18 protein-coding genes and 1 pseudogene are annotated in these 21863 nt (G+C 35.0%); 11 read left to right on the plus strand and 8 right to left on the minus strand.

Annotation, left to right across the window (positions count from 1 at the left end; translation table 11 throughout):
* Positions 1 to 237: 237 nt before the first annotated feature.
* From glmS to IQ05_RS12415, 3 genes are read right to left on the minus strand one after another with little or no spacing between them, the layout of a single operon-like run.
* Positions 238 to 2085 carry a glutamine--fructose-6-phosphate transaminase (isomerizing) gene (gene glmS, locus IQ05_RS12405; protein ID WP_144893412.1) on the minus strand — a complete coding sequence of 616 codons (1848 nt, stop codon included), beginning with the start codon at positions 2083 to 2085 and terminating at the stop codon, positions 238 to 240.
* A gap of 9 nt (positions 2086 to 2094) precedes the next feature.
* The gene (locus tag IQ05_RS12410) at positions 2095 to 3762 is read right to left on the minus strand and encodes a DUF4270 domain-containing protein (RefSeq protein WP_144893414.1); all 1668 of its coding nucleotides are present in this window, start codon (positions 3760 to 3762) and stop codon (positions 2095 to 2097) included.
* Between the two features lie 20 nt (positions 3763 to 3782).
* On the minus strand, positions 3783 to 4589 hold the full coding sequence (locus IQ05_RS12415) for a glycogen/starch synthase (protein ID WP_086453098.1): 807 nt from the start codon (positions 4587 to 4589) through the stop codon (positions 3783 to 3785).
* Between the two features lie 108 nt (positions 4590 to 4697).
* On the opposite strand from IQ05_RS12415, the gene panC reads away from it, so the two are divergent.
* From panC to IQ05_RS12460, 9 genes are all read left to right on the plus strand, one after another.
* Positions 4698 to 5546 (plus strand): pantoate--beta-alanine ligase, encoded by an 849-nt coding sequence (gene panC, locus IQ05_RS12420; RefSeq protein WP_144893416.1) that lies wholly within the window; start codon positions 4698 to 4700, stop codon positions 5544 to 5546.
* A gap of 14 nt (positions 5547 to 5560) precedes the next feature.
* On the plus strand, positions 5561 to 5911 hold the full coding sequence (panD, locus tag IQ05_RS12425) for an aspartate 1-decarboxylase (protein WP_086453096.1): 351 nt from the start codon (positions 5561 to 5563) through the stop codon (positions 5909 to 5911).
* A gap of 254 nt (positions 5912 to 6165) precedes the next feature.
* The gene (locus IQ05_RS12430) at positions 6166 to 7314 is read left to right on the plus strand and encodes an alpha/beta hydrolase-fold protein (RefSeq protein ID WP_144893418.1); all 1149 of its coding nucleotides are present in this window, start codon (positions 6166 to 6168) and stop codon (positions 7312 to 7314) included.
* A complete protein-coding gene (radA, locus tag IQ05_RS12435; RefSeq protein WP_144893420.1) occupies positions 7314 to 8675 on the plus strand; it encodes a DNA repair protein RadA in 1362 nt (453 codons plus the stop codon). Before IQ05_RS12430 ends, radA begins: the two co-directional genes overlap by 1 nt.
* 33 nt (positions 8676 to 8708) lie before the next feature.
* A complete protein-coding gene (locus IQ05_RS12440; protein WP_144893422.1) occupies positions 8709 to 9548 on the plus strand; it encodes a helix-turn-helix domain-containing protein in 840 nt (279 codons plus the stop codon).
* Between the two features lie 87 nt (positions 9549 to 9635).
* Positions 9636 to 10184 carry a YbhB/YbcL family Raf kinase inhibitor-like protein gene (locus IQ05_RS12445; protein ID WP_144893424.1) on the plus strand — a complete coding sequence of 183 codons (549 nt, stop codon included), beginning with the start codon at positions 9636 to 9638 and terminating at the stop codon, positions 10182 to 10184.
* 176 nt (positions 10185 to 10360) lie between these two features.
* Entirely contained in the window at positions 10361 to 10762 is a 402-nt protein-coding gene (locus IQ05_RS12450) for a GlcG/HbpS family heme-binding protein (RefSeq protein WP_144893426.1), read from the plus strand.
* 199 nt (positions 10763 to 10961) lie between these two features.
* Positions 10962 to 11492, plus strand: a complete 531-nt coding sequence (locus IQ05_RS12455) for a hypothetical protein (protein ID WP_144893428.1) — start codon at positions 10962 to 10964, stop codon at positions 11490 to 11492.
* Positions 11493 to 11630: 138 nt separating this feature from the next.
* Complete coding sequence (locus IQ05_RS12460; protein WP_144893430.1) at positions 11631 to 13598, plus strand: transglycosylase domain-containing protein; 1968 nt, start codon at positions 11631 to 11633, stop codon at positions 13596 to 13598.
* Between the two features lie 111 nt (positions 13599 to 13709).
* Here IQ05_RS12460 and IQ05_RS12465 read toward each other — a convergent pair whose 3' ends face one another.
* From IQ05_RS12465 to IQ05_RS12475, 3 genes are all read right to left on the minus strand, one after another.
* Positions 13710 to 14747, minus strand: coding sequence for an aldo/keto reductase (locus IQ05_RS12465; RefSeq protein WP_144893432.1), 1038 nt, complete (start codon positions 14745 to 14747; stop codon positions 13710 to 13712).
* An 81-nt stretch (positions 14748 to 14828) separates the two neighbouring features.
* Complete coding sequence (locus IQ05_RS12470) at positions 14829 to 15770, minus strand: OmpA family protein (protein ID WP_144893434.1); 942 nt, start codon at positions 15768 to 15770, stop codon at positions 14829 to 14831.
* Between the two features lie 198 nt (positions 15771 to 15968).
* A complete protein-coding gene (locus IQ05_RS12475) occupies positions 15969 to 16730 on the minus strand; it encodes an exodeoxyribonuclease III (protein WP_144893436.1) in 762 nt (253 codons plus the stop codon).
* 205 nt (positions 16731 to 16935) lie between these two features.
* On the opposite strand from IQ05_RS12475, the gene IQ05_RS12480 reads away from it, so the two are divergent.
* Positions 16936 to 18738 (plus strand): GNAT family N-acyltransferase, encoded by a 1803-nt coding sequence (locus IQ05_RS12480; protein WP_086453085.1) that lies wholly within the window; start codon positions 16936 to 16938, stop codon positions 18736 to 18738.
* Between the two features lie 62 nt (positions 18739 to 18800).
* Here IQ05_RS12480 and IQ05_RS12485 read toward each other — a convergent pair whose 3' ends face one another.
* On the minus strand, positions 18801 to 19082 hold the full coding sequence (locus tag IQ05_RS12485) for a TM2 domain-containing protein (protein WP_144893438.1): 282 nt from the start codon (positions 19080 to 19082) through the stop codon (positions 18801 to 18803).
* A 454-nt stretch (positions 19083 to 19536) separates the two neighbouring features.
* Positions 19537 to 20475 (minus strand): annotated as a pseudogene (locus IQ05_RS12490) (2-hydroxyacid dehydrogenase); the annotation flags it as partial.
* Positions 20476 to 20610: 135 nt separating this feature from the next.
* Between IQ05_RS12490 and nhaA the strand changes: the two are divergent.
* Entirely contained in the window at positions 20611 to 21771 is a 1161-nt protein-coding gene (nhaA, locus tag IQ05_RS12495; RefSeq protein WP_144893440.1) for a Na+/H+ antiporter NhaA, read from the plus strand.
* Positions 21772 to 21863 lie beyond the last annotated feature (92 nt).

A 21863-nucleotide genomic window follows, 5' to 3' on the forward strand; every position in this document is an offset into this window, starting at 1 on the left:
TGTTACTATTCTGTTAATTTTTATAGTCTAAAAATAGGTTTTCATTATGCATGCATACAAAAAATGAATATTTCACAATTATTATCTTAATTTTTAGCTATTTCGTAAAAGTGTAAAAAACCAGAAAAATCAAGTGCTAAAAGAATTTATATCATATCATAAAACAAAAAATATTGCCCATAAAAAAACCCCGAAAAATTAATTTCGGGGTTAAACTTATATCGAATTAGAAACTATTTATTCAACAGTAACAGATTTTGCTAAATTTCTTGGTTGATCCACATTACAACCGCGCATTACTGCAATATGATAGGAGAGCAATTGTAAAGGTATAGTTGTAATTAATGGCGATAAAGCGTCTGATGTTTCAGGTATCTCAATCACATAATCAGCTAATTCTCTAACTTGCGTATCCCCTTTTGTAACTACTGCTATAATCCTTCCACTACGGGATTTAATTTCCTGTATGTTACTTACAATTTTGTCATAATGACCTTGTTTTGGCGCAATAACAATAACCGGCATTGACTCATCTATCAATGCGATAGGTCCATGTTTCATTTCAGCGGCAGGATACCCTTCAGCATGAATGTATGAAATCTCTTTTAACTTTAAAGCTCCTTCTAGTGCAACTGGAAAATTATAGCCACGACCAAGGTATAAACAATTAGGTGCATCTTTAAACACTGCTGCAATTTCTTGAGCTTTAGCATTCGTTTCAAGAGCCTCTTTTACTTTTTCAGGTATAATTTCAAGCTCTTCTAAGTATGCGTGAAACGCCGAGTGTGACAATGTTCCTTTGGCTTTTGCTAATCTCAAAGCAATCATTGTTAAAACAGTAATTTGAGTAGTAAACGCTTTGGTAGAGGCAACCCCAATTTCTGGACCAGCATGTGTGTAAGCACCTGCGTGAGTTTCTCTTGAAATAGAAGAACCCACTACATTACAAACTCCAAAGACAAAAGCACCATTTTCTTTCGCCAATTTTATAGCAGCCATTGTATCGGCAGTTTCACCAGACTGTGAAATTGCAATAACGATATCTTTTTTGTTTATAATTGGGTTTCTATATCTAAATTCAGATGCATATTCTACCTCTACAGGTATTCTTGCAAATTCTTCAAAAATATATTCAGCTACTAATCCTGCATGCCATGAAGTACCACAAGCAACAATAATAATACGATCAGCGTTTAAGAATTTCTCTAAGTTATCCTCTATACCTGCCATTTGAATCAAACCTTCATTAGCATGCAAACGACCACGATAAGTATCTTTAATTACGTTAGGTTGCTCATATATCTCTTTCATCATGAAGTGATCATAACCTCCTTTTTCAATTTGCTCTAAATTCATTTGGAGCTCTTGAATAGTCGGATTTACAAGTGAATCATCTTTTATTTTACGAACTTTCATAGGCTTGTGCAACCTGATATTAGCCATTTCACCGTCTTCTAAATAAATAGCATTCGATGTAAATTCTATAAATGGCGATGCATCTGAGGCAACAAAAAATTCACCTTCACCCACACCAATAGCTAGTGGACTACCTAAACGGGCAGCAACAATTTCATTTGGGTTTTTCTTATCGAATACAGCAATTGCATAAGCACCTACCACTTGGTTTAAAGCAACTTGAACTGCTTTTCCTAATTTTAAGTTATCTTTTTTCTGTACTTCCTCAATCAAATTTACTAAAACTTCTGTATCTGTATCAGAATGAAAAACGTATCCTCTTTTTGAAAGCTCTGCTTTTAACGGAGCATAATTTTCAATAATTCCATTATGGACGATAGCTAAATCTCCTGAATTTGAAAGATGAGGATGTGAATTTACATCATTTGGAACACCATGTGTAGCCCAACGAGTGTGCCCTATACCTATACTTCCGTTGGTGGTTATTTCTTGAGATGCTTTTTGTTCTAGATCTGCTACTTTACCTTTTGTTTTTGAAACTTTTAAATTTTCTCCATCAAAAAGCATGACACCAGCACTATCATAACCTCTATATTCTAATCTTTTTAGTCCTTTAATTACTATAGGGTAAGCCTCTCTATATCCAATATATCCAACGATTCCACACATATTTTTTTCTTAATTAGGTTTTGTAAAATAAATTTCAAACTTCAATCTCTTATCTGCCGGCACTGTACTTTTACCTCCATACAAAACAGTCCCTAATGGATTCATAACTGATCCCGTAGGTACTTCACGTACAAATGAATTGGCTGATTTTACTTTGTATGAGGTAGATTTATTAATATCCTCAGTAACAACAAGTCCAAGTTTCACATTAGTAGAGTCTTTGTTGTTGATTAAATTCCGAATATGGTTTGTAATTCTAATCTTGTAAGTAGCACCTCTTTTTGTTGTAGCATCTTTAACTAATTGACCGCCATATATAATCTTTCCTTTCTTGGCATCCAAAGTATTACCAGAATCATCTACAGCATAATCAAACATCACTCGGTTGTTTGTAAAATCATACAAATATACTCTTTGAGGTTCTACACCACTAGCCATTGTAGCAGCATCTATGTGAAATACTAAATTAGCTTCATTGACCAAAAGCTTTTTCCCATCAGCAGGAAATCTTAAATCATCTAACTGATCAGATATTCCGTTTGCACTCGTAAGAGTACCCGATGCAGTGTAGCCTTTGACATCGGTTTTATCAAAAAGTTCTACTACAGCAAGAGAACCTTCTCCTCCTCTTAAGAAAAGTTTATCATCACCAGTAGTCGTGTTTCCAGTAAAAGGCAAATTATTGTAAGCAGAACCACTAGTAGAAAAATCATTACTCAATAAACTAACGGTATTACCCGTCATGTTAAGTTCGATTGTCTTTTTAACACGAGTAGTTGTGGTTACTCCGCCTGTTGTAGTGACTAAATCCTCATTGTATTTAATGGTAATCTTACCACTTTTAAAATTAAGCATAGCTAGATTTCCTGGACTAGTTCCTGCTTTTTCAATTTTAAAATACAAGCCTCTAAAATAATTTTTGAAAACATCATTATTAGCTAATTTTCCTGAGTTTATAGCATCAATAATTCGGGTTTTAAAATAACTTTTATTCAAATTCAATTGCATTTCAGGCGGACCATAAGTAGTTGTTTCAACCTTTGTAACTGTGTCTTTAGTTATTGTCTTTTTTGCAGTAGCATCAAAGAAAAACTCATCGTTTTGCGCTTTCTCTGAACTATCGTTTAAACGATTTGGTTTTTTAAAGTTATCGAAGTCTGCATTTTGATCTGAAAAATATCGTTGTTGTTGCTGAAAACCTCCGCTAGGATCGGCATCACGCATAAAAAAACCTGATTCATATACACTTAGCTTCATCTTGGCTTTTTCAGGCCCATAAATAGAATCTAATACATACGTGCGAGAACCATCGGTATTATTTTTAGTTTGATTATTATCAACAAAATAAGGAACCGTTAACACCACGCTTTCTACATAAGGATTTGTACTAACTGAGGTTACCACAGCAGCTAGTGTAAGTTGCGTATTAAAATTGGCAGTAGTTTCACCAAAATTGGTACTATTATAAATTCCTAGCGGGTTTACATCTAAATTATTAGACTGTACAACTCCCGTTTTTTGATTGTAGCCAGATACGCCGAACGATTGTTTGTTGAGTTCAAAATTGTTATCTCCTAATAAATCACCACCTATTTCATTGAAATCTTTATCGCATGAAGCCATAAAAATCACAGTTAAGCCAAGGAAAACTTTCTTGAATAAAGAATTATTAATCATATGTATTAAAAAGGGTTAATTTAAAGCATTTCGTTTATGTAGAAATTTGTATACGCCTCGGCGAATGCATCTTTCGGTGCGAAAGGTAAAAAAGGTTTTCCTGAAGATTCTATAAATTTTGTTAAACTTGGCGTCAGTGAATCAGAAGCAATAATCACTGCATCAGAATGCTTTATGGTGGTTTTAATAATATTCTCGTAGTTAGGGATTTCAAGATCAGCTATTGCATCTTCTGGAACACCATCAAATTTTACTTTATTGATCATTTCAACATCAAGAGTACCATCAAAAGACTGACTGTACACAGATGTTACAATCTTTGTTTCTGAAAATAAAGCTTCGTTTTTGTAAAAATGCTTCATATAAACAGGCAACATCGCTGCTAACCATCCATGAACGTGAATGATGTCTGGAACCCAGTTGAGTTTTTTTACTGTTTCTACTACACCTTTTGCAAAGAAAATAGCGCGCTCATCATTATCAGGATACATAACACCTTCTTCGTCAGCAAAAGTTGCTTTTCGTTTAAAGTAGTCATCGTTATCAATAAAATAAACTTGTATACGCTCTTTTGGTATCGATGCAACCTTAATAATTAAGGGCATATCCAAATCATTTACTACCAAATTCATCCCCGAAAGTCTAATTACCTCGTGCAATTGATGTCTTCTCTCGTTAATATTTCCATACCTTGGCATAAAAATTCTTATTTGCCCACCTTGATCATTAATCATTTTTGGAACGTCATAAGACATTAAAGAGACCTCGTTTTCAGCGAGATACGGCACCACTTCAGATGATACATATAATATCCTCTTATCTTTCATATTGTAATTTACTTTATTTATTGGCAATAAAAACCACGCAAAATTACAAAAATTTATGCAGTTATTAACTAAAATAGTAAGTTTGCATTTAATTTTAATAATACTGCCATGCCAATTTTCTATGGAAAAGCACCTTTGATGGACTATTTAAAATCTATTAAAGATAGTCAAAAGACTATTGGGTTTGTTCCTACAATGGGCGCTTTGCATGAAGGTCACTTAGCTTTAATGAAAAAATCATTAGAAGAAAATAACGCTACAGTGGTTAGTATTTTTGTTAACCCTACACAGTTTAACAATCCAGAGGACCTAGAAAAATATCCCCGAACGCTGGACGAAGATGTTAATAAACTTACAAATCTTGACGACAGCATTATTTTGTATGCGCCAACTGTTGAGGATATTTATGACGGAAAACCAACTTCCCAATCATTTGATTTTGACGGACTAGAAAACCAAATGGAAGGCAAGTTTAGACCTGGTCATTTTAATGGTGTAGGTACCATTGTAAAACGTTTGTTTGAGATTGTCACTCCCAACAACGCCTATTTTGGAGAAAAAGATTTCCAACAATTACAAATTGTAAAAAAGATGGTTTCTAAAAATCAACTTCAAGTAAATGTTATAGGTTGTCCCATACACAGAGAAGCCAATAATCTAGCTATGAGTTCTAGAAATGAACGTTTAACACCTCAAGAACGAGAGCAAGCCTCACTGATTTACAAAATTTTGAGAACTGCAAAAGATAAATTCTCAAAAGACAGCACACTTACAATTTCTAAATGGGTTCAAAAAGCATTTGAAAATAACACGCAATTCACTCTTGAATATTTTACCATTGCAGACGAAGCAACACTTTTAACCTGCACTCGAAAAAATAAAACTAAAAAATACAGAGCTTTTATAGCGGTAATAGTCAACAATATTAGATTGATTGATACCATTTCATTAAATTAATTTACCTTTGTAGCATGCAAATCCAAGTCTTAAAATCAAAAATTCACCGCGTTAAAGTAACCGGAGCAGATTTAAATTATATCGGCTCTATTACTATTGATGAATCCCTGTTAGAAGCATCTAATATTATTGAAGGTGAGAAAGTTTCAATTGTAAACATCAATAACGGAGAACGTTTTGAAACCTACGCCATCAAAGGAGAAAAGAACTCCGGAACCATTACACTAAACGGTCCCGCTGCCAGAAAGGTACAAAAAGATGATATCATTATTATCATTTCGTATGCAGGCATGGACTTTGAGGAAGCAAAAACATTTAAACCATGGGTTATTTTCCCTAATGAAAATGACAATTCACTAACATAAACCTGCTAACACAAGTAGGTTATAATGACACTACCACAAACACGCAACTTAGTTATAGGCAGTGTTTGTGGTTTTTTTGTACAAAATATTATAGAAACCTAATTGAATAATTAACCAATTAAAATCCTAAAATCACAGCCACATTAAGACTTACAACATAAAAAAAGAAAACACCTACTGTAAAAACAAATATTATAGTATCTTGCTTTGTAAATTACACATAACATAAGACCCCTACCAAATCTAATCTTGTAATGAAAAAGACACTATTATTATTGCTGTTTAGCGTGACCGTTTTTTCTCAAAAAACATCCTTTACATTCGATTCTCAAATACTCGGAGAGAAGAGAGAACTGACTATAAGCCTGCCGCTATCAATAGAAAAAAATCCAAATAAAAAATATCCAATCTTGATCCTTTTAGATGGAGATTATTTATTTGATCCCTTTTATGGCGCGTTACAATATGGTGCCTACTGGGATGATCTTCCTGAAACCATTATTGTTGGCATTCATCAAAATCAAAAAAACGAACGCATAGATGACTCTATGCATGATGACATAGAGGATGAACTCACTGGTAAAGGGGCCCAATTTTTTAATTTTATAGGAGGAGAGTTGATACCTTATCTAGAAAAAAAATATCCCACAGCACCGTTTAGAATCATTGCTGGACATGACACTACCGCAGGTTTTTTAAACTATTTTCTGTACAAAGAAAATCCGCTATTTCAAGCCTATATTTCACTTGCACCTGAACTTACAAAAGGCATGCAGGAAAGATTACCGGATGAACTTTCAAAAACCAAAAAATCAATTTTTTATTACCAAGCAAATGGAGATGGTGACATCCGCAAAATTCAAAATGGAATCAAAAACCTAGATGCTGGCTTACAGGAGGTTAAAAATCCATTAGTACACTATAAATTTGATAATTTTAAAAACACATCACATTATGCTGTGGTACTTCAAGCAATTCCTAATGCGCTTTACCATTTCTTTGAATCTTACAAACCAATTTCTTCATTAGAATTTAGTGAGAAAATAGCCAGTTTACCCTCTGGTTATGTAGACTATTTAGCGGCACGCTATGACACTCTTTATGAAAATTTAGGTTTAAGAACTCTAGTAAGACTCAATGATTTTAAAGCCATTGAAGCCGCAATACTAAAAAATAAAGCCTACTCAGAACTGGGACAATTAGCAGAAATTGCAACAGTTAATTACCCAAAATCCATGCTATCAGATTATGAACTAGGTTTGATGTATGAAAAATTGGGCGAACCCAAAAGAGCAGCAAAATACTATCAAACAGCTTCACAACAAGAAGAGATAGGGGATTTGACTAAAACGATGATGCTTGAAAAATACGAGGATATGACTACTCAAATACCAAAAAAATAATGTCAAAAGTAAAAACTACTTTTTTTTGCCAAAACTGTGGTGCGCAATATGCCAAATGGCAAGGACAATGCAACTCCTGTAAAGAATGGAATACTATTGCCGAAGAAATAATTCAGAAGCAAGAAAAAGTGGCTTGGAAGAGCGAACCCACTCCTACTAGCAAAGCACCAAGACCCTTGCGAATTAATGAAATTGATTCAGCAAAAGAGATTCGCATGGATACTACTGATGGCGAATTGAACCGCGTTTTAGGTGGTGGTATTGTACCTGGTTCTTTAATTCTTTTAGGCGGTGAACCAGGCATTGGAAAAAGTACGCTTTTGCTACAAATTTCCTTGAAATTACCCTACAAAACCTTGTACGTATCCGGCGAGGAAAGTCAGAAGCAAATAAAAATGCGTGCCGAAAGGATTACACCAAGCGGAGACAATTGTTACATCTTGACCGAAACCAAGACACAAAACATCTTCAAACAAATTGAAGCCATTCAACCAGAGATTGTAATTATAGATTCCATTCAAACCTTGCATACGGATTATATTGAATCGACTCCAGGGAGTATTTCTCAAATTAGGGAAACTACCGCCGAATTGATCAAATTTGCCAAAGAAACCAACATTCCTGTCATTTTAATTGGTCATATTACAAAAGATGGAAACATTGCTGGTCCTAAAATTCTAGAACACATGGTAGACACGGTGTTGCAGTTTGAAGGAGACCGAAATCACGTATACCGTATTTTACGCTCTCTGAAAAACCGTTTTGGCTCCACGGCCGAAATAGGAATTTATGAAATGCTTGGAAGTGGCTTGCGAGAAGTAGCCAACCCATCAGAGATATTAATTTCACATAAAAACGAGGAATTATCAGGTACGGCAATTGCCTCAACTCTGGAAGGCATGCGACCTTTGATGATAGAAATTCAAGCACTCGTAAGCACCGCGGTATATGGAACGCCGCAACGAAGTACAACCGGATATAATGCAAAAAGGCTCAACATGATTTTGGCAGTACTCGAAAAAAGAGCTGGTTTTAGGCTTGGCGCCAAAGATGTATTTTTGAATATTACAGGAGGAATTTCAGTAGATGATCCTGCAATTGACTTAGCCGTAGTAGCAGCCATCTTATCTTCAAATGAAGACATTCCGGTTAATAAAGATTTTTGTTTTGCTGGCGAAGTAGGACTTTCAGGCGAAATACGTCCTGTTAATAGAGTGGATCAGCGCATTCAGGAAGCTGAAAAATTAGGATTTTCGACCATTTTTGTATCCAAATACAATAAAATCACTTTAAAAAACACGGGTATACAAATTAGGATGGTCGCTAAAATAGAAGATGTAGCAAGTGAGCTATTTGGATAACTATATTTATTGTAGAAAAATTTAAATTATAAAATGGAAATTCAATATTTACCTGAGCAAATAGAAACCAACAGCGATAGTGAACTACAACTGTATGAATATTTTATTTCAAAAAGCATCAATAAAAACAAGGTGCAGCTTTCCAAAAATGTTTTTAGTTTTTTACTCAACGGAACCAAAGAACTCATTACCCAAAACCATACAACACGTATTGAAAACGATAAATTTGTCATTATCAAATCTGGTAATTGCTTGATGAGCGAAAGCATTTCTTTGAGCCAAAATTACCGCAGCATGTTGCTATTTTTTTCAGACAAAGCCGTTGAAGACTTTCTAAAGAAATACGATTATAAAAACAATACAACTCAAAATAACGATCCATTTATCATAGCCGAATATGATCGTGTCATTCAAAATATTGTTAAAAGTTTAATACACCTTCAGTCGCAACCTATTGACTTTGTCAACAAAATGCTGCCGTTGAAATTTGAGGAAATATTATTGTATCTCGTTCAAATGAAGGGAATCGATTTTTTATTGAATTTTGTACATCACCAAAATCCATCGGCAAAATCATTTGTAGATACGATGCACAAAAATGCTTTGAACAATTTAAGCATCCAAGAACTTTCGTTTTTATGCAACATGAGTGTTTCCACTTTTAAACGCAACTTTGATAAAGAATTTCACACAAGTCCAATACGATGGTTTCAAGAAAAAAGATTAGAACACGCAGCTTACTTACTACAAACCAAAAAAATGCGCGCCTCTGATGTCTATGAGCAAATAGGCTTTGAAAATTTGTCTAGTTTTGTTCAAGCTTACAAAAACAAATTTGGAACCACTCCCAAACAATCACAAATCAATATTTGAACTTTTAGCAACATTTTTTGAGCTTTTTAGTTTTAGAGTTTACCTCCTTATTAATGACTTTTGCATTGTAATTTAAAACCATTAGCCATGCAAAAATCAATTTTATTTTTATCAGCAGTACTACTATTTACAAGTACGCTTTTTGCTCAAAAAACATTTACACTAAGCAGTAAAGATATGGGCGGATCCTTTACCATTCAAAATGAATTTAATGGATTTGGCTGTAACGGAAACAATACATCGCCACAATTAAGTTGGGAAAATGCTCCTGAGGGAACTAAGAGTTTTGCCATTACTTGTTACGATCCAGATGCACCTACAGGAGCAGGATGGTGGCATTGGGTAGCCTTTAACATTCCTACCAATGTGAATGAAATTGTTTCAAAAGCAGGAAATCCAGCCTTAAATTTAATGCCAGCAGGAACTGTACAAAGTACTACAAGCTTTGGGGCAACTGGTTTTGGTGGTCCATGTCCACCGGTAGGTCATGGCATACACACCTATATTTTCACCGTTTACGCACTAAAAACAGACAAACTAGGACTAGACGCTACTGCAAACCCAGAGTTAGTTGGTTACAACTTATGGGCCAACACCCTAGCAAAAGCAACAATTGTAGCGCACTATAAAAGATAATAAAATTGAGGTCAAAGTAGCACTCGACGCTGCTTGCGATAGATTTGAAATCTCCGTAACCAAACTACATTTAACGGGTGAAGTTAGCGGTAAAACTTGGATGCCCAATCAGCAAAGCTTTAAGTGCAACTCCAACGGAATTAATTACCCAATTTACAACCAAATAAGTATAAAAAATGAACATTACATTACAACAAGCAGAAGCAGTAATCGCTGCAGCAAAAATCAAATCAGAAGAAATTGGAACTAAAATGGACATTTGCGTAGTAGACGCAGGTGCAAATTTAGTAGCATTCGCCAGAATGGATGGCGCTTGGATAGGATCTATTGACATTTCATTCAAAAAAGCAAAAACATCTGCATGGTTCACAATGGACACTGCAACTTTAACGCCGTTAGTAAAACCTGAAGCTCCGCTATACAACATTGAGCACAGTAATGGCGGATTGATTACATTTCCAGGAGGTGTTGTTATCAAAAACAATGCTGGTGAAGTAATAGGAGCTATTGGAGTAAGCGGAAGCACCGTAGAAGACGATCACCTTGTAGCTGATTTTGGAGCCAAAGCGATCCTGTAACCTACAAAATCAAATACTATTACAGCCTAACAATCGTTTGCTTTGTTAGGCTGTTTTATTTGTAGTCATAATAACTAGACTAGGAATAAAAATAAACTGCGTTTTGGACACATCCTATTTAGTAAAAACAATTTAAAGTATATATTTACCATTCAATTGCATAACTAAAAAACTAAAACAACTTTACTACCACCCTACAATGAAAACCTATCAAGACCAACTACAAATTGTAAACTCCTTTCATGAAATGGGAGAAACTATTGCTGCAGCACAGTTCTTGATGGAAGAATACGGCCTTACACACCCTAACTTTAAAGGTTTTGAACTCAGAGAAAAAGCCAAGCCTGAATTCATCCTAATGACTACCGAAGGTGCTTTGGGTGAACCACAAATTATTCGGATACCAGAGAACACTTTTGAATATCCGCTTCATTTAATGCTCAACTTACTCCTGCATGAGATGATTCACGTGGCACAAAAAATGCCTGAAAACACTATTCATGATAAAAATGAGAGAGAATGGCAGGCTTATTATGAAATGCTTTTTCATGAACAATATCCGCAAGTTCCTGAACTTTCTCATTTTCACAAACGCTTTTTTGCCAATAAAGCACTGGAATATTACAACCGAATGGGCGAAGCCTCTCCACTCCAAATAAAATACGGAACACAAAAACAAAATGTAGATTTACTGCTACTAGAAATAGCAGAGGAATTACAAAAAAAGTAGTTTGTAGCAACAACTGCTTTCACAAGTAAAATAGCCCTAAACAATCTATATGCTAATGGTTTATTAAACTTTAGGTTAACCGTATACAAAACAAGGGAAAAGTTGCTATTTTAGCCACCCCAAATCAATACAGTAAACATGAAAACCACAAAACAAAAAATTGGTCTTTTTTTTAAGATACTCCTCGTGGTAATATGCCTTATTGTTGGAGGTTTTTTTATTTTTAGAGATGCCGTTTTACAACAAACTTTAGATAAAATTTCAAATGAAATGACGGTAGAATACAACAGTAGTTTCACCGTTAAAAAAGCCTCATTTGATGGTTTATCTGGCCTTAGCATGACTGGAATTACGCTCGTACCTAAAGATGCTGATACTCTTTTTAAAATTGAAAAAATAAAAACAACGGTGAACCTCTTGAAACTAATTTCGGGCGAGGTGCAACTGGGAACATTAGACATACAAAACGGTTACATTCAACTGGTAAAAAAAGGAAAAAAAAGAAACTTTGATACGTTCTTGAAAAAGGATCCCTCAGCGGAAAAAACCAATGAAAAAAGGGATTACGCCGAATTCGCTTATGCTCTAATTACCAAAATATTGAATTTAGTTCCTACAGATATGGTGCTAGACAACCTTGCTTTTAAAATAGATGATAACGGCAATAAAACAAACATCAATTTTCAAAAACTACGTTTAGCGAATAAACAATTGGAGACATCCATAAAAGTAGAAACCAATACCATCTCACAACGGTGGAAACTTAAAGGTTTTGCAGATCCAAGAAATAAAAAAGCAGATATTCAGTTTGTAAACATTGATACTGGCGCCATTAAACTCCCGTATTTTGATGAACGTTTCAACTTGAAAACTAGTTTCAACACCATACGATTAAATCTTGAAAACATTGACAAAGATGGCGATGAGCTACACATTGCTGGCTTTATGGCTATTGCCAATTTAAAAATCAATCATCCTAAAATAGCCAATAAAGATGTAGTGTTGCAAAATGCTAAGTTTGACTACCGTTTTTTATTAGGTTCCGATTTCATTTCTATTGACAGTACCTCAACCGTACAACTCAATAAGATAAAATTCCATCCTTACCTTGCCTATGACACTGCTCTTGACACGCTATACAAACTAAAGGTAAATATCCCAAAAATGAAAGCTCAGGATTTCATAACCTCCTTACCTGAAGGCTTGTTTACGCATTTCAAAGGCATGGAAGCAAGCGGAACTTTCTCCTATAAATTGGATTTTGCTTTCAATCAAAACAAACCCAACCGTTTGGTTTTTGACAGTACTTTAAAGAAAGAAAACTTAAAAATTACAAAATATGGCGACGCGAACTTAACCAAGCTCAATGGAGAGTTTGTGTACCAAGCCTTGATTAATAACGTTTTACAAAGACCAGTTCTTGTGGGTACCGCAAACCCTAATTACACCCCATTAGATCAAATTTCGCCTTACCTGCAAAAATCAGTTTTAACTACTGAGGATCCTTCGTTTTTCTCACATCGCGGCTTTATCAGTGAGGCCTTCAAACAATCGATTGTAAAAAACATTAGAACCAAAAAGTTTGCTCGTGGTGCTAGTACTATAAGTATGCAACTCGTGAAAAATGCTTTTTTGAGCAGAGAAAAAACGCTTTCGCGAAAGCTTGAAGAAATATTATTAGTTTACATCCTTGAAAACAACCGCATTGTGAGCAAAGAACGGATGCTGGAAGTGTATTTTAACATTATCGAATGGGGTCCAAATGTATACGGAATAGGTGAAGCGAGTCAGTTTTATTTCCAGAAAACACCAGCGGAGTTGTCGCTAAATGAATGCTTATACTTGGCTCGAATTATTCCGAGTCCTAAGAAATTTATGTATCAGTTTAACGATCAAGGATTATTGAAAGATTTTGCCACAAAACAAGAGCTTTTTTTGACAAAAATAATGCTTCGAAGAGGACTCTTGACTCCAGAAGACACCTTGTATACTTCAATACCTATTTTTGTCTCAGGACCTGCACGTTCTTTTATAAAGTTCAAAGTACTAGATTCAACCTTAATAAAAGTAGATTCACTTGCCGAAGGGACTGAATTTGATTTCTAAATCTCTCCTAGAAACAAAAAACTCCAGCAGAAATGACTCATTTTCTGCTGGAGTTTTTGTTAAGGAAGGATCAATACAAAGGGTTGTTCTTAAAAAAATACTATTTTTAAATTAAGGTGCCGGATCTGGAATTGCAGCTTGTACTGCATCAATGTCTTTTAAAACCTCCTCCGAAAGTGTCACTTGAATCGTGTCAATGTTTTCTTTTAACTGTTCTAATGTTGTAGCTCCAATGATCGTGCTAGTTACAAAAGGCTGTTGTTCTATAAATGCCAAAGACAGTTCTGTCAAGGTCAATCCGTTTTTAATTGCAATTTCATGATACAAACGAGTGGCTTGAGTACTTTGCTCGCTGTTGTATCTAGAGTATTGCGGGAATAAAGTAAGGCGTGCTTTTGGATGTGATTCACCGGTTAGGAATTTTCCAGATAAAATACCAAATGCCATCGGGGAATACGCCAATAAACCTACATTTTCTCTCAGACAAACTTCAGCGGAAGCATTTTCAAAAAGACGGTTTAACAATGAATAGGGATTTTGAATCGTTTTTACTCTTGGCAGATTGTTGTATTTGCTTTCTTCCAAAAAACGCATGATTCCCCATGGATTTTCATTTGACAACCCAATATGCTTGATTTTTCCAGCTTTTACAAAACTGTCCAGAGTTTCCAAGACAGCGTGAATGTTATCTTCCCAAGCATCCTCTTGTACTGTATAGCCGCGTTGCCCGAAATAATTCGTTTTGCGCTCTGGCCAGTGTAATTGGTACACATCCAGATAATCGGTTTGCAGTCGTTTTAGACTTTCGTCTAAAGCAAACTTGATGCTCGCTGGCGAGAAATCTAACTTTTCTCTCATATACCCAAAATTAGGATTAGGACCCGCGATTTTGGATGCCAAAACAATCGATTCTCTTTTGCCTGATTTTTTAAGCCAAGTCCCTATAATTCTCTCAGTACTTCCATAGGTATCTTTATTCGCTGGAATAGAATACATCTCCGCAGTATCAAAAAAATTAACTCCGTTTTCTAGTGCATAGTCCATTTGGGCGTGACCCTCAGCCTCAGTGTTTTGTTGACCAAAAGTCATTGTACCCAAACATATTTTACTGACTTTTATATCAGTATTGGGTAAAGTAGTGTATTTCATAAAGTCGTAACGTTAAAAAGTCAAAAGTCATAAAGTCAATTGTTTTACTTGACGACTTTATGACTTTTGACTATGGAAAAATTAATTTATATCATTCAACATCTCTGCGATTGCATCTAATCTTGGCGTTAAGATAATTTCGATTCTTCGATTTTTTGCTTTACCCTCAGCAGTTGAATTACTTCCTAATGGTGAAAATTCACCTCTTCCAGCAGCAGTTAAATTTTGCTTGTTTATTTTTTTGTTTTCGCTCAAAATACCAACAATTGAAGTGGCTCTTTTTGTAGACAAGTCCCAGTTATCTGCAATAGGACCAGATGCTGTAAAGGCATCATCATCTGTGTGACCTTCAATCAGTACAGAAATATCTGGATTATCTCCCAATACTTTCCCTAGTTCTACAACCGCTTTTTTACCTTCAGATCCTACAGCCCAACTTCCTGAGTTAAAAAGGAGTTTATTCTCCATAGATACATATACTTTCCCGTTTTTTTGCTCAACGGTCAAGCCTTTTCCTTCAAAACTATTCAAGGCTTTAGACAAAGTTTCTTTTAGTTTTTTCATGCTTGCTTCTTTGGCAGCAATCAAATCTTCAAGTTCTTTCAGTCTTTGTGCACTTTTACTCAAACGCTCTTGCTCTAGTGCTAGTGCTCTCCCTTTTTCATCTAGTTGGTCCAGCAAATCCCTGTTTTTCTTCATGTTGCTTTGTAGCGCATCACCACTATTTTTTTCTAGCGCGGTATAGGAATCTTGAAGCATTTTATACTTGTTTTTACTTGCTTCTAAATCTGCTGCTGCTCTGGCAAGAGCAACTGTAGATTTGTCAAGATCAGCTTTTAAGGCGTCTCGGTCTATTTCGAGTTGGTTTTTAGCTTGCGATAGCGTAGCGTTTTCATCAGCTAAAGTTCTATTTTCTTTTTTAAGATCAGTAAATTTACTTTCTAGATCATTGTATATTTTCTTGGAAACACAAGATGTTGATAATGCGAGTACCAACAATCCGATTGAAATTTTTTTTATCATTTGTTTTAGTATTTATGTTGATTCAATTATTTAATACCCCGAAGTCATTAAGCTAAGAGCATTCCTCAAGCCCCAATAGCAGTAAAAATCCTTGTTGTTGTTTTTAAAAACAATAAGATTACTTCACTCAATTTTTATAAACGCAGGAGTTCAGTGAATTACATTTATAGCGAGAGCGGGAACAAGCTCCTGATCCTACTACTCTATTTCAACCAAAATAGGGCAATGATCTGAGTGCACAGCATCTGCTAAAATTACAGCTCTTTTTAATTTATGTTTTAAATTTTCACTTACAAGATTGTAATCAATCCTCCATCCTTTATTATTTCCTCTTGCTCCAGCACGGTAACTCCACCATGAATATTGATGAGGCTCCTTGTTAAAATGTCTAAAACTATCTACAAATCCTGATTTCATAAACTGATCAAGCCAAGCTCTCTCTTGAGGCAAAAATCCAGAAACATTTTTATTTCGCACTGGATCATGAATATCTATTGCTTCATGACAAATATTATAATCGCCGCAAATTACTAGATTGGGAATTTCTTTTTTGAGTTCGTTGATGTAGTTTTGAAAATCATCCATAAACATAAATTTATGATCCAATCTATCCATATTTGTTCCAGAAGGCAAGTATAAACTCATAACAGATACCGAATCAAAATCAGCTCGAAGATTACGCCCCTCAAAATCCATATGCTCAATTCCCGTACCATAAAAAACAGAATTAGGTTTTGTTTTAGACAAAATTGCCACACCACTATACCCCTTTTTTGTAGCTGGATAGTAATATTGATAGGGATAACCTGCTTGTGTAATGGCATCAACTGGAATTTGATCTTCAGTAGCCTTAATTTCTTGTAGGCATATAACATCAGGATTTGCATGCTGTAACCATTCTAGAAAACCTTTTGTAATGGCTGCTCTAATACCATTTACATTGTATGAAATAATTCTCATCAGGAAAAAAAATTGAAATTAACATTAAAATCATCAGGCTTAATTTAGAACCTAAATACCCAATTTTATGTATTAGTTTTAAAATCTTGTTTAAAAATATACGTTTCAAATGTAACAAAAAAGTAGAAGTTTGATGTAGAAAAATAGAGAAAATGGAGTTTTTTGCTATCTTTGTTTCTTGCACTAAAATAAAGAAAAAAAATACATGGGTCTAGTTACCGCGAAAGAAGTTGCAAAAGCAATTAATGCAGACAAGTACGGCGTTTTGGGTACGTTTTCTGGCTGGATATTAATGAAGGTGCTAAAAATCTCTACCTTGAATAAAGTATACAATAGAAACAAACACCTAGAAGATGTCGCTTTTTTGAATGGAGTTCTTGATGATTTAAAAATAAAATTCGAAATCCCAGAAGAAGACTTAAAAAGATTACCAAAAGAAGGCGCCTATATTACCATCTCAAACCACCCACTTGGCGGAATTGATGGCGTTTTGTTATTAAAATTAATGCTAGAACGCGAGCCAAATTTTAAAATTATCGCTAATTTTTTATTACACCGCATAACTCCGTTAAAAAAATACATCATGCCTGTAAATCCTTTTGAAAATCATAAGGATGTAAAATCAAGCGTGGTAGGCATTAAAGAAACACTGCGTCATTTAAGTGATGGCAAACCTCTAGGTATGTTTCCTGCAGGTGAGGTTTCTACATATAAAGATGGTAAATTAATGGTTGACAAACCTTGGGAAGAGGGCGCTATTAAAGTCATTAGAAAAGCACAAGTTCCTGTTGTCCCTATCTATTTTCATGCAAAAAACAGTAGGTTGTTTTACTTGCTTTCTAAGATTAGTGGGACTTTTAGAACAGCAAAATTGCCATCTGAAGTTTTTAGTCAAAAACGTAGAGTAATCAAAGTTCGTATAGGCAAACCAATCTCTGTAAATGAGCAAAACGAGCACACTACTCTTGAGGAATACTCTGAGTTTTTAAGGAAGAAAACCTATATGCTGGCTAATCCTTTTGAAAAGGAAAGCCCATTTTTACCTACTCCTACCTTAAAAATTCCTAAAAGTCCAAAAACGATTGTTACGGCTGCAAGCCAAGACAAAATGATCAAGGAAGTAGAAGGATTGCGTACAACAGATTGCCGCTTACTGCAAAGTAAAAACTACGAAGTGTTTTTTGCAAGAGCTTCAAAAATTCCAAATATTCTTCATGAAATAGGCCGTCTTCGCGAAATTACTTTTAGAGAAGTAGGCGAAGGCACCAATGAATCTATAGATCTTGACAAGCACGATCAATATTACCACCACTTATTTTTGTGGGATAACGAAGCTAACAAAATTGCAGGTGCATACCGAATGGGATTAGGAGCCGAAATTTACCCTAAATATGGCATAAATGGTTTTTACCTCAACGATTTATTTAGATTTGAACCTGAATTATATGATATGATGCACAAATCCATAGAAATGGGTCGCGCGTTTATCATTAAGGAATACCAACAAAAACCAATGCCACTTTTCTTGCTTTGGAAAGGAATTATGCACACTACATTACGTTATCCAGAGCATAAATTTTTATTGGGCGGGGTAAGTATCAGCAATCAATTTTCTGATTTTTCAAAATCACTGATGATTGAGTTTATGAAATCAAATTATTATGATCCTTATATTGCTCAATATATTCATCCTAAAAAAGCATATAAAGTCAAACTTAAAGATGCCGATAAAGATTTCATTTTCAACGAGACTGAAGCTGATTTGAATAAATTTGACAAAATAATTGACGAATTGGAACCTGGCAGTTTGCGCTTACCTGTTTTGATTAAAAAATACATCAAACAAAACGCCAAAGTTGTGGCCTTTAATGTAGATCCACTATTTAATAACGCGGTAGATGGCCTCATGTACATAAGAATAGCTGACATTCCCGAAAGCACTATGAAACCGGTAATGGAAGAATTTCAGGCCGAACTAGAACGAAAATTAGCCGAAAAAGAAGATTAATATCAGTAGCATTATATAAATCCCGTCTCGTCCTAAAAAGATAAGACGGGATTTTTTATGTTTTAAAACCATGCCTTTTTACCTACTTGATACGTTTGAAAAAACTCTTCATCTGATTTTGTCAAATAAATAATCCCTTCAATAAGTCCTAATAAAGTCGTTACGGTTCCACAGGTAAACAAACTAATCAATAACCAAATAATCCCTTCGGTGGTGTAACCCAAAAAAAACTTATGAATTGCTAAAGGTCCTAAAAGAATAGCGAGCAACCCTGCTGGAAGTTTCTTATTGTCTTGTCGGTTATGTTGTGGTTGATTCCAAGATTCGTATTTTTGATTTTCCATCGTTAGTTAATATTAGTTAATTAAGTAGTTTATATATTCTCATTTATAAAAAGGCAGCGTCAATTGGCTCCCAAAGTTCAATTTTATTTCCTTCGCAATCCAGTATCCAAGCAAATTTTCCGTACTCATAAGTCTGCATATCACCCACAATTGTTACACCTTCTTGTATTAATTTTTTCAATAATACCTCTAAATCAAGCACTCTAAAGTTTTGTATAAACTCTTTTTTGCTTGGCTCAAAATAAGTAGTATCTGTTGCAAATGGAGACCATTGCGTAGAACAATCCGCGCCGTTCTTATCTTTCCACCAAAAAGTAGATCCGTATTGATCTGTTTTTAAACCCAAATGCTTTTCGTACCAAGCCGTTAAACCTTTAGGATCATTGGACTTAAAAAAGAAACCTCCAATTCCAGTTACGAGCTCTTCTGGCTCGATATCTTTGGCTTGACCAAAATACTTTGCTTTTATTTTATCTACAATAACTTGTGCTAATCGTTCCTTACTTTCTACGGTCCAACCGGCAATATGAGGTGTTAAAATTACATTTTTAGCTTGCAGTAAATATTGAAACGCTTCGGGAGTATTTTTGTCACTGAAAAGAGTTTCAAAAGAAAGTTTTTCATATTCTAAAACATCAAGTCCAGCACCAAGAATTTTTCCTGATTGTAAAGCTGCTACCAAATCTTGGGTGACTAGATTGTTCCCCCGTGAGGTGTTGATAATCCAAAATGGTTTTACAAAGTTGTTGATAAAGGATGCGTTGATCATTTTATCAGTTTCTGGAGTCCAAGGAACGTGTAAGCTTAGCACGTCAACTTCTTGCTGAAAAGTATCGAGTGTTACTTGTTTCGCATTGACATCGCCTACGTTTTCTAGAATGTCGTAGCAAAGTACTTTTACATCAAAACCTCGAAGTTTTTTGGCAAAAGATTTCCCCATATTTCCGTAGCCAATAATACCTACCGTTTTACCATCTAGCTCATGACCTCTATTGCTTTCTCTACTCCAATGCCCTGCTCTAATTTCTTGATCCGCTTGATTTAAGTTATTGAACAATGACAGAATCATTCCTAACGAATGCTCTGCTACTGCATTCCTATTACCTTCGGGTGCGGCTATAAGCGCAATGCCCTTTTGCGTAGCATAATCACAATCAATACTTTCTAATCCAGCACCCACACGTGCTATAAACTGTAAATTTGTTGCCTTGTCTAAAAATATTTTGTCAATCTTAAAACGACTTCTAATCACGATTCCGTGATAATCCTGAATTTTAGATTCAATTTCCTCTTTTGAAGAAACATAATCACTGTGATTATGAAAACCAGCAGCTTGAAGTTGATCCCAGAGTACAGGATGATTGCTGTCTATGTGAAGGATATTGATAGCCATATGTTCTAAATTTTGATTACTCAAATAAACAAAAAAAATACGGTTTATGGAGTAAACTGATGCCATAAGCCTTTAAAATTGTAAATTTGTGCTTTGTATTTTTCACACTCCTACAAAACAAACTCAAAATAAATAATGAAAGTAACAAAAACATTTAAGGCCTTTTTTGAAAGTGAAAAAGCAGGAGGTATCTTATTACTTTTTGTGACTTTACTTTCAATTGCATTGGCTAACTCAGCAGTACAAAACAATTATATTGCATTTTGGGAAACCGAAATTGCAAGTCATTCTATTACCCACTGGATTAATGATGGTTTAATGACCATTTTCTTTTTATTGATAGGTTTAGAATTAGAACGAGAAATATATCAAGGAGAATTATCGAGTATTAAAGATGCTACATTACCCATTTTTGGCGCTTTGGGAGGAATGCTTATACCTGCTGGTATTTTTTTACTGCTAAACTTTGGTACGGTTACACAAAACGGAGCCGGAATTCCTATGGCTACAGACATTGCATTTGCAATTGGAATTTTATCGCTTTTAGGAAAAAGAGTTCCTACTTCTTTAAAAATATTCCTAACTGCATTGGCAGTCATTGATGATTTGGGAGCCATAATAGTCATTGCTGTGTTTTATACCGAGAGTATTGATTATATCAATCTAGGAATTGCATTTGCCATCATGGGAGTTTTATTTATTTGTAACAGACGCAACGTGCACCAACTCTATCCATACTTAATCGGTGGTGCAGCAATGTGGTACTTCATGCTAAATTCAGGAGTGCATGCGACGATAACAGGAGTTTTATTGGCCTTTGTTATCCCGTTTGGAGATGGAAGTAAAAAGACATCTTCTTACCGTTTGCAACACTTCTTGCATTATCCGGTTGCCTTTTTTATACTTCCCCTGTTTGCCGTTGCAAATACAGGAATTGCAATTAGTGCTAACTGGCAAGAAGGTTTAAATCATGCCAACACGATAGGGATCATTTTAGGACTTGTAGTGGGAAAACCTTTGGGAATATGGTTGTTCTCATTCCTAGCGGTAAGTTTGGGTATTTGTACACTGCCAAAGGATTTAAAATGGAGTAGTATTCTGGGCGCAGGAATGCTAGGAGGTATAGGATTTACCATGTCTATTTTTATAACCTTACTGGCTTTTAAAAACGATGGTGAAGAAGTAATTACCTATTCAAAAATTGCCATTTTAATAGCCTCTTTTATTGCAGGAACCATTGGGTTTTTATGGTTAAAATTTAATTTGAAACCCTTAAAAATGAAAAAAAATATATAAGACTATCAATGTGCTTCAAAAACACAAACCCTCATTTTTCATTCGAAAAATGAGGGTTTTTTGATTTCTTACGTAATTAAATCAAATACATT

The organism is Flavobacterium tiangeerense (genome assembly GCF_007830355.1).
Taxonomy (GTDB): Bacteria; Bacteroidota; Bacteroidia; order Flavobacteriales; family Flavobacteriaceae; genus Flavobacterium; species Flavobacterium tiangeerense.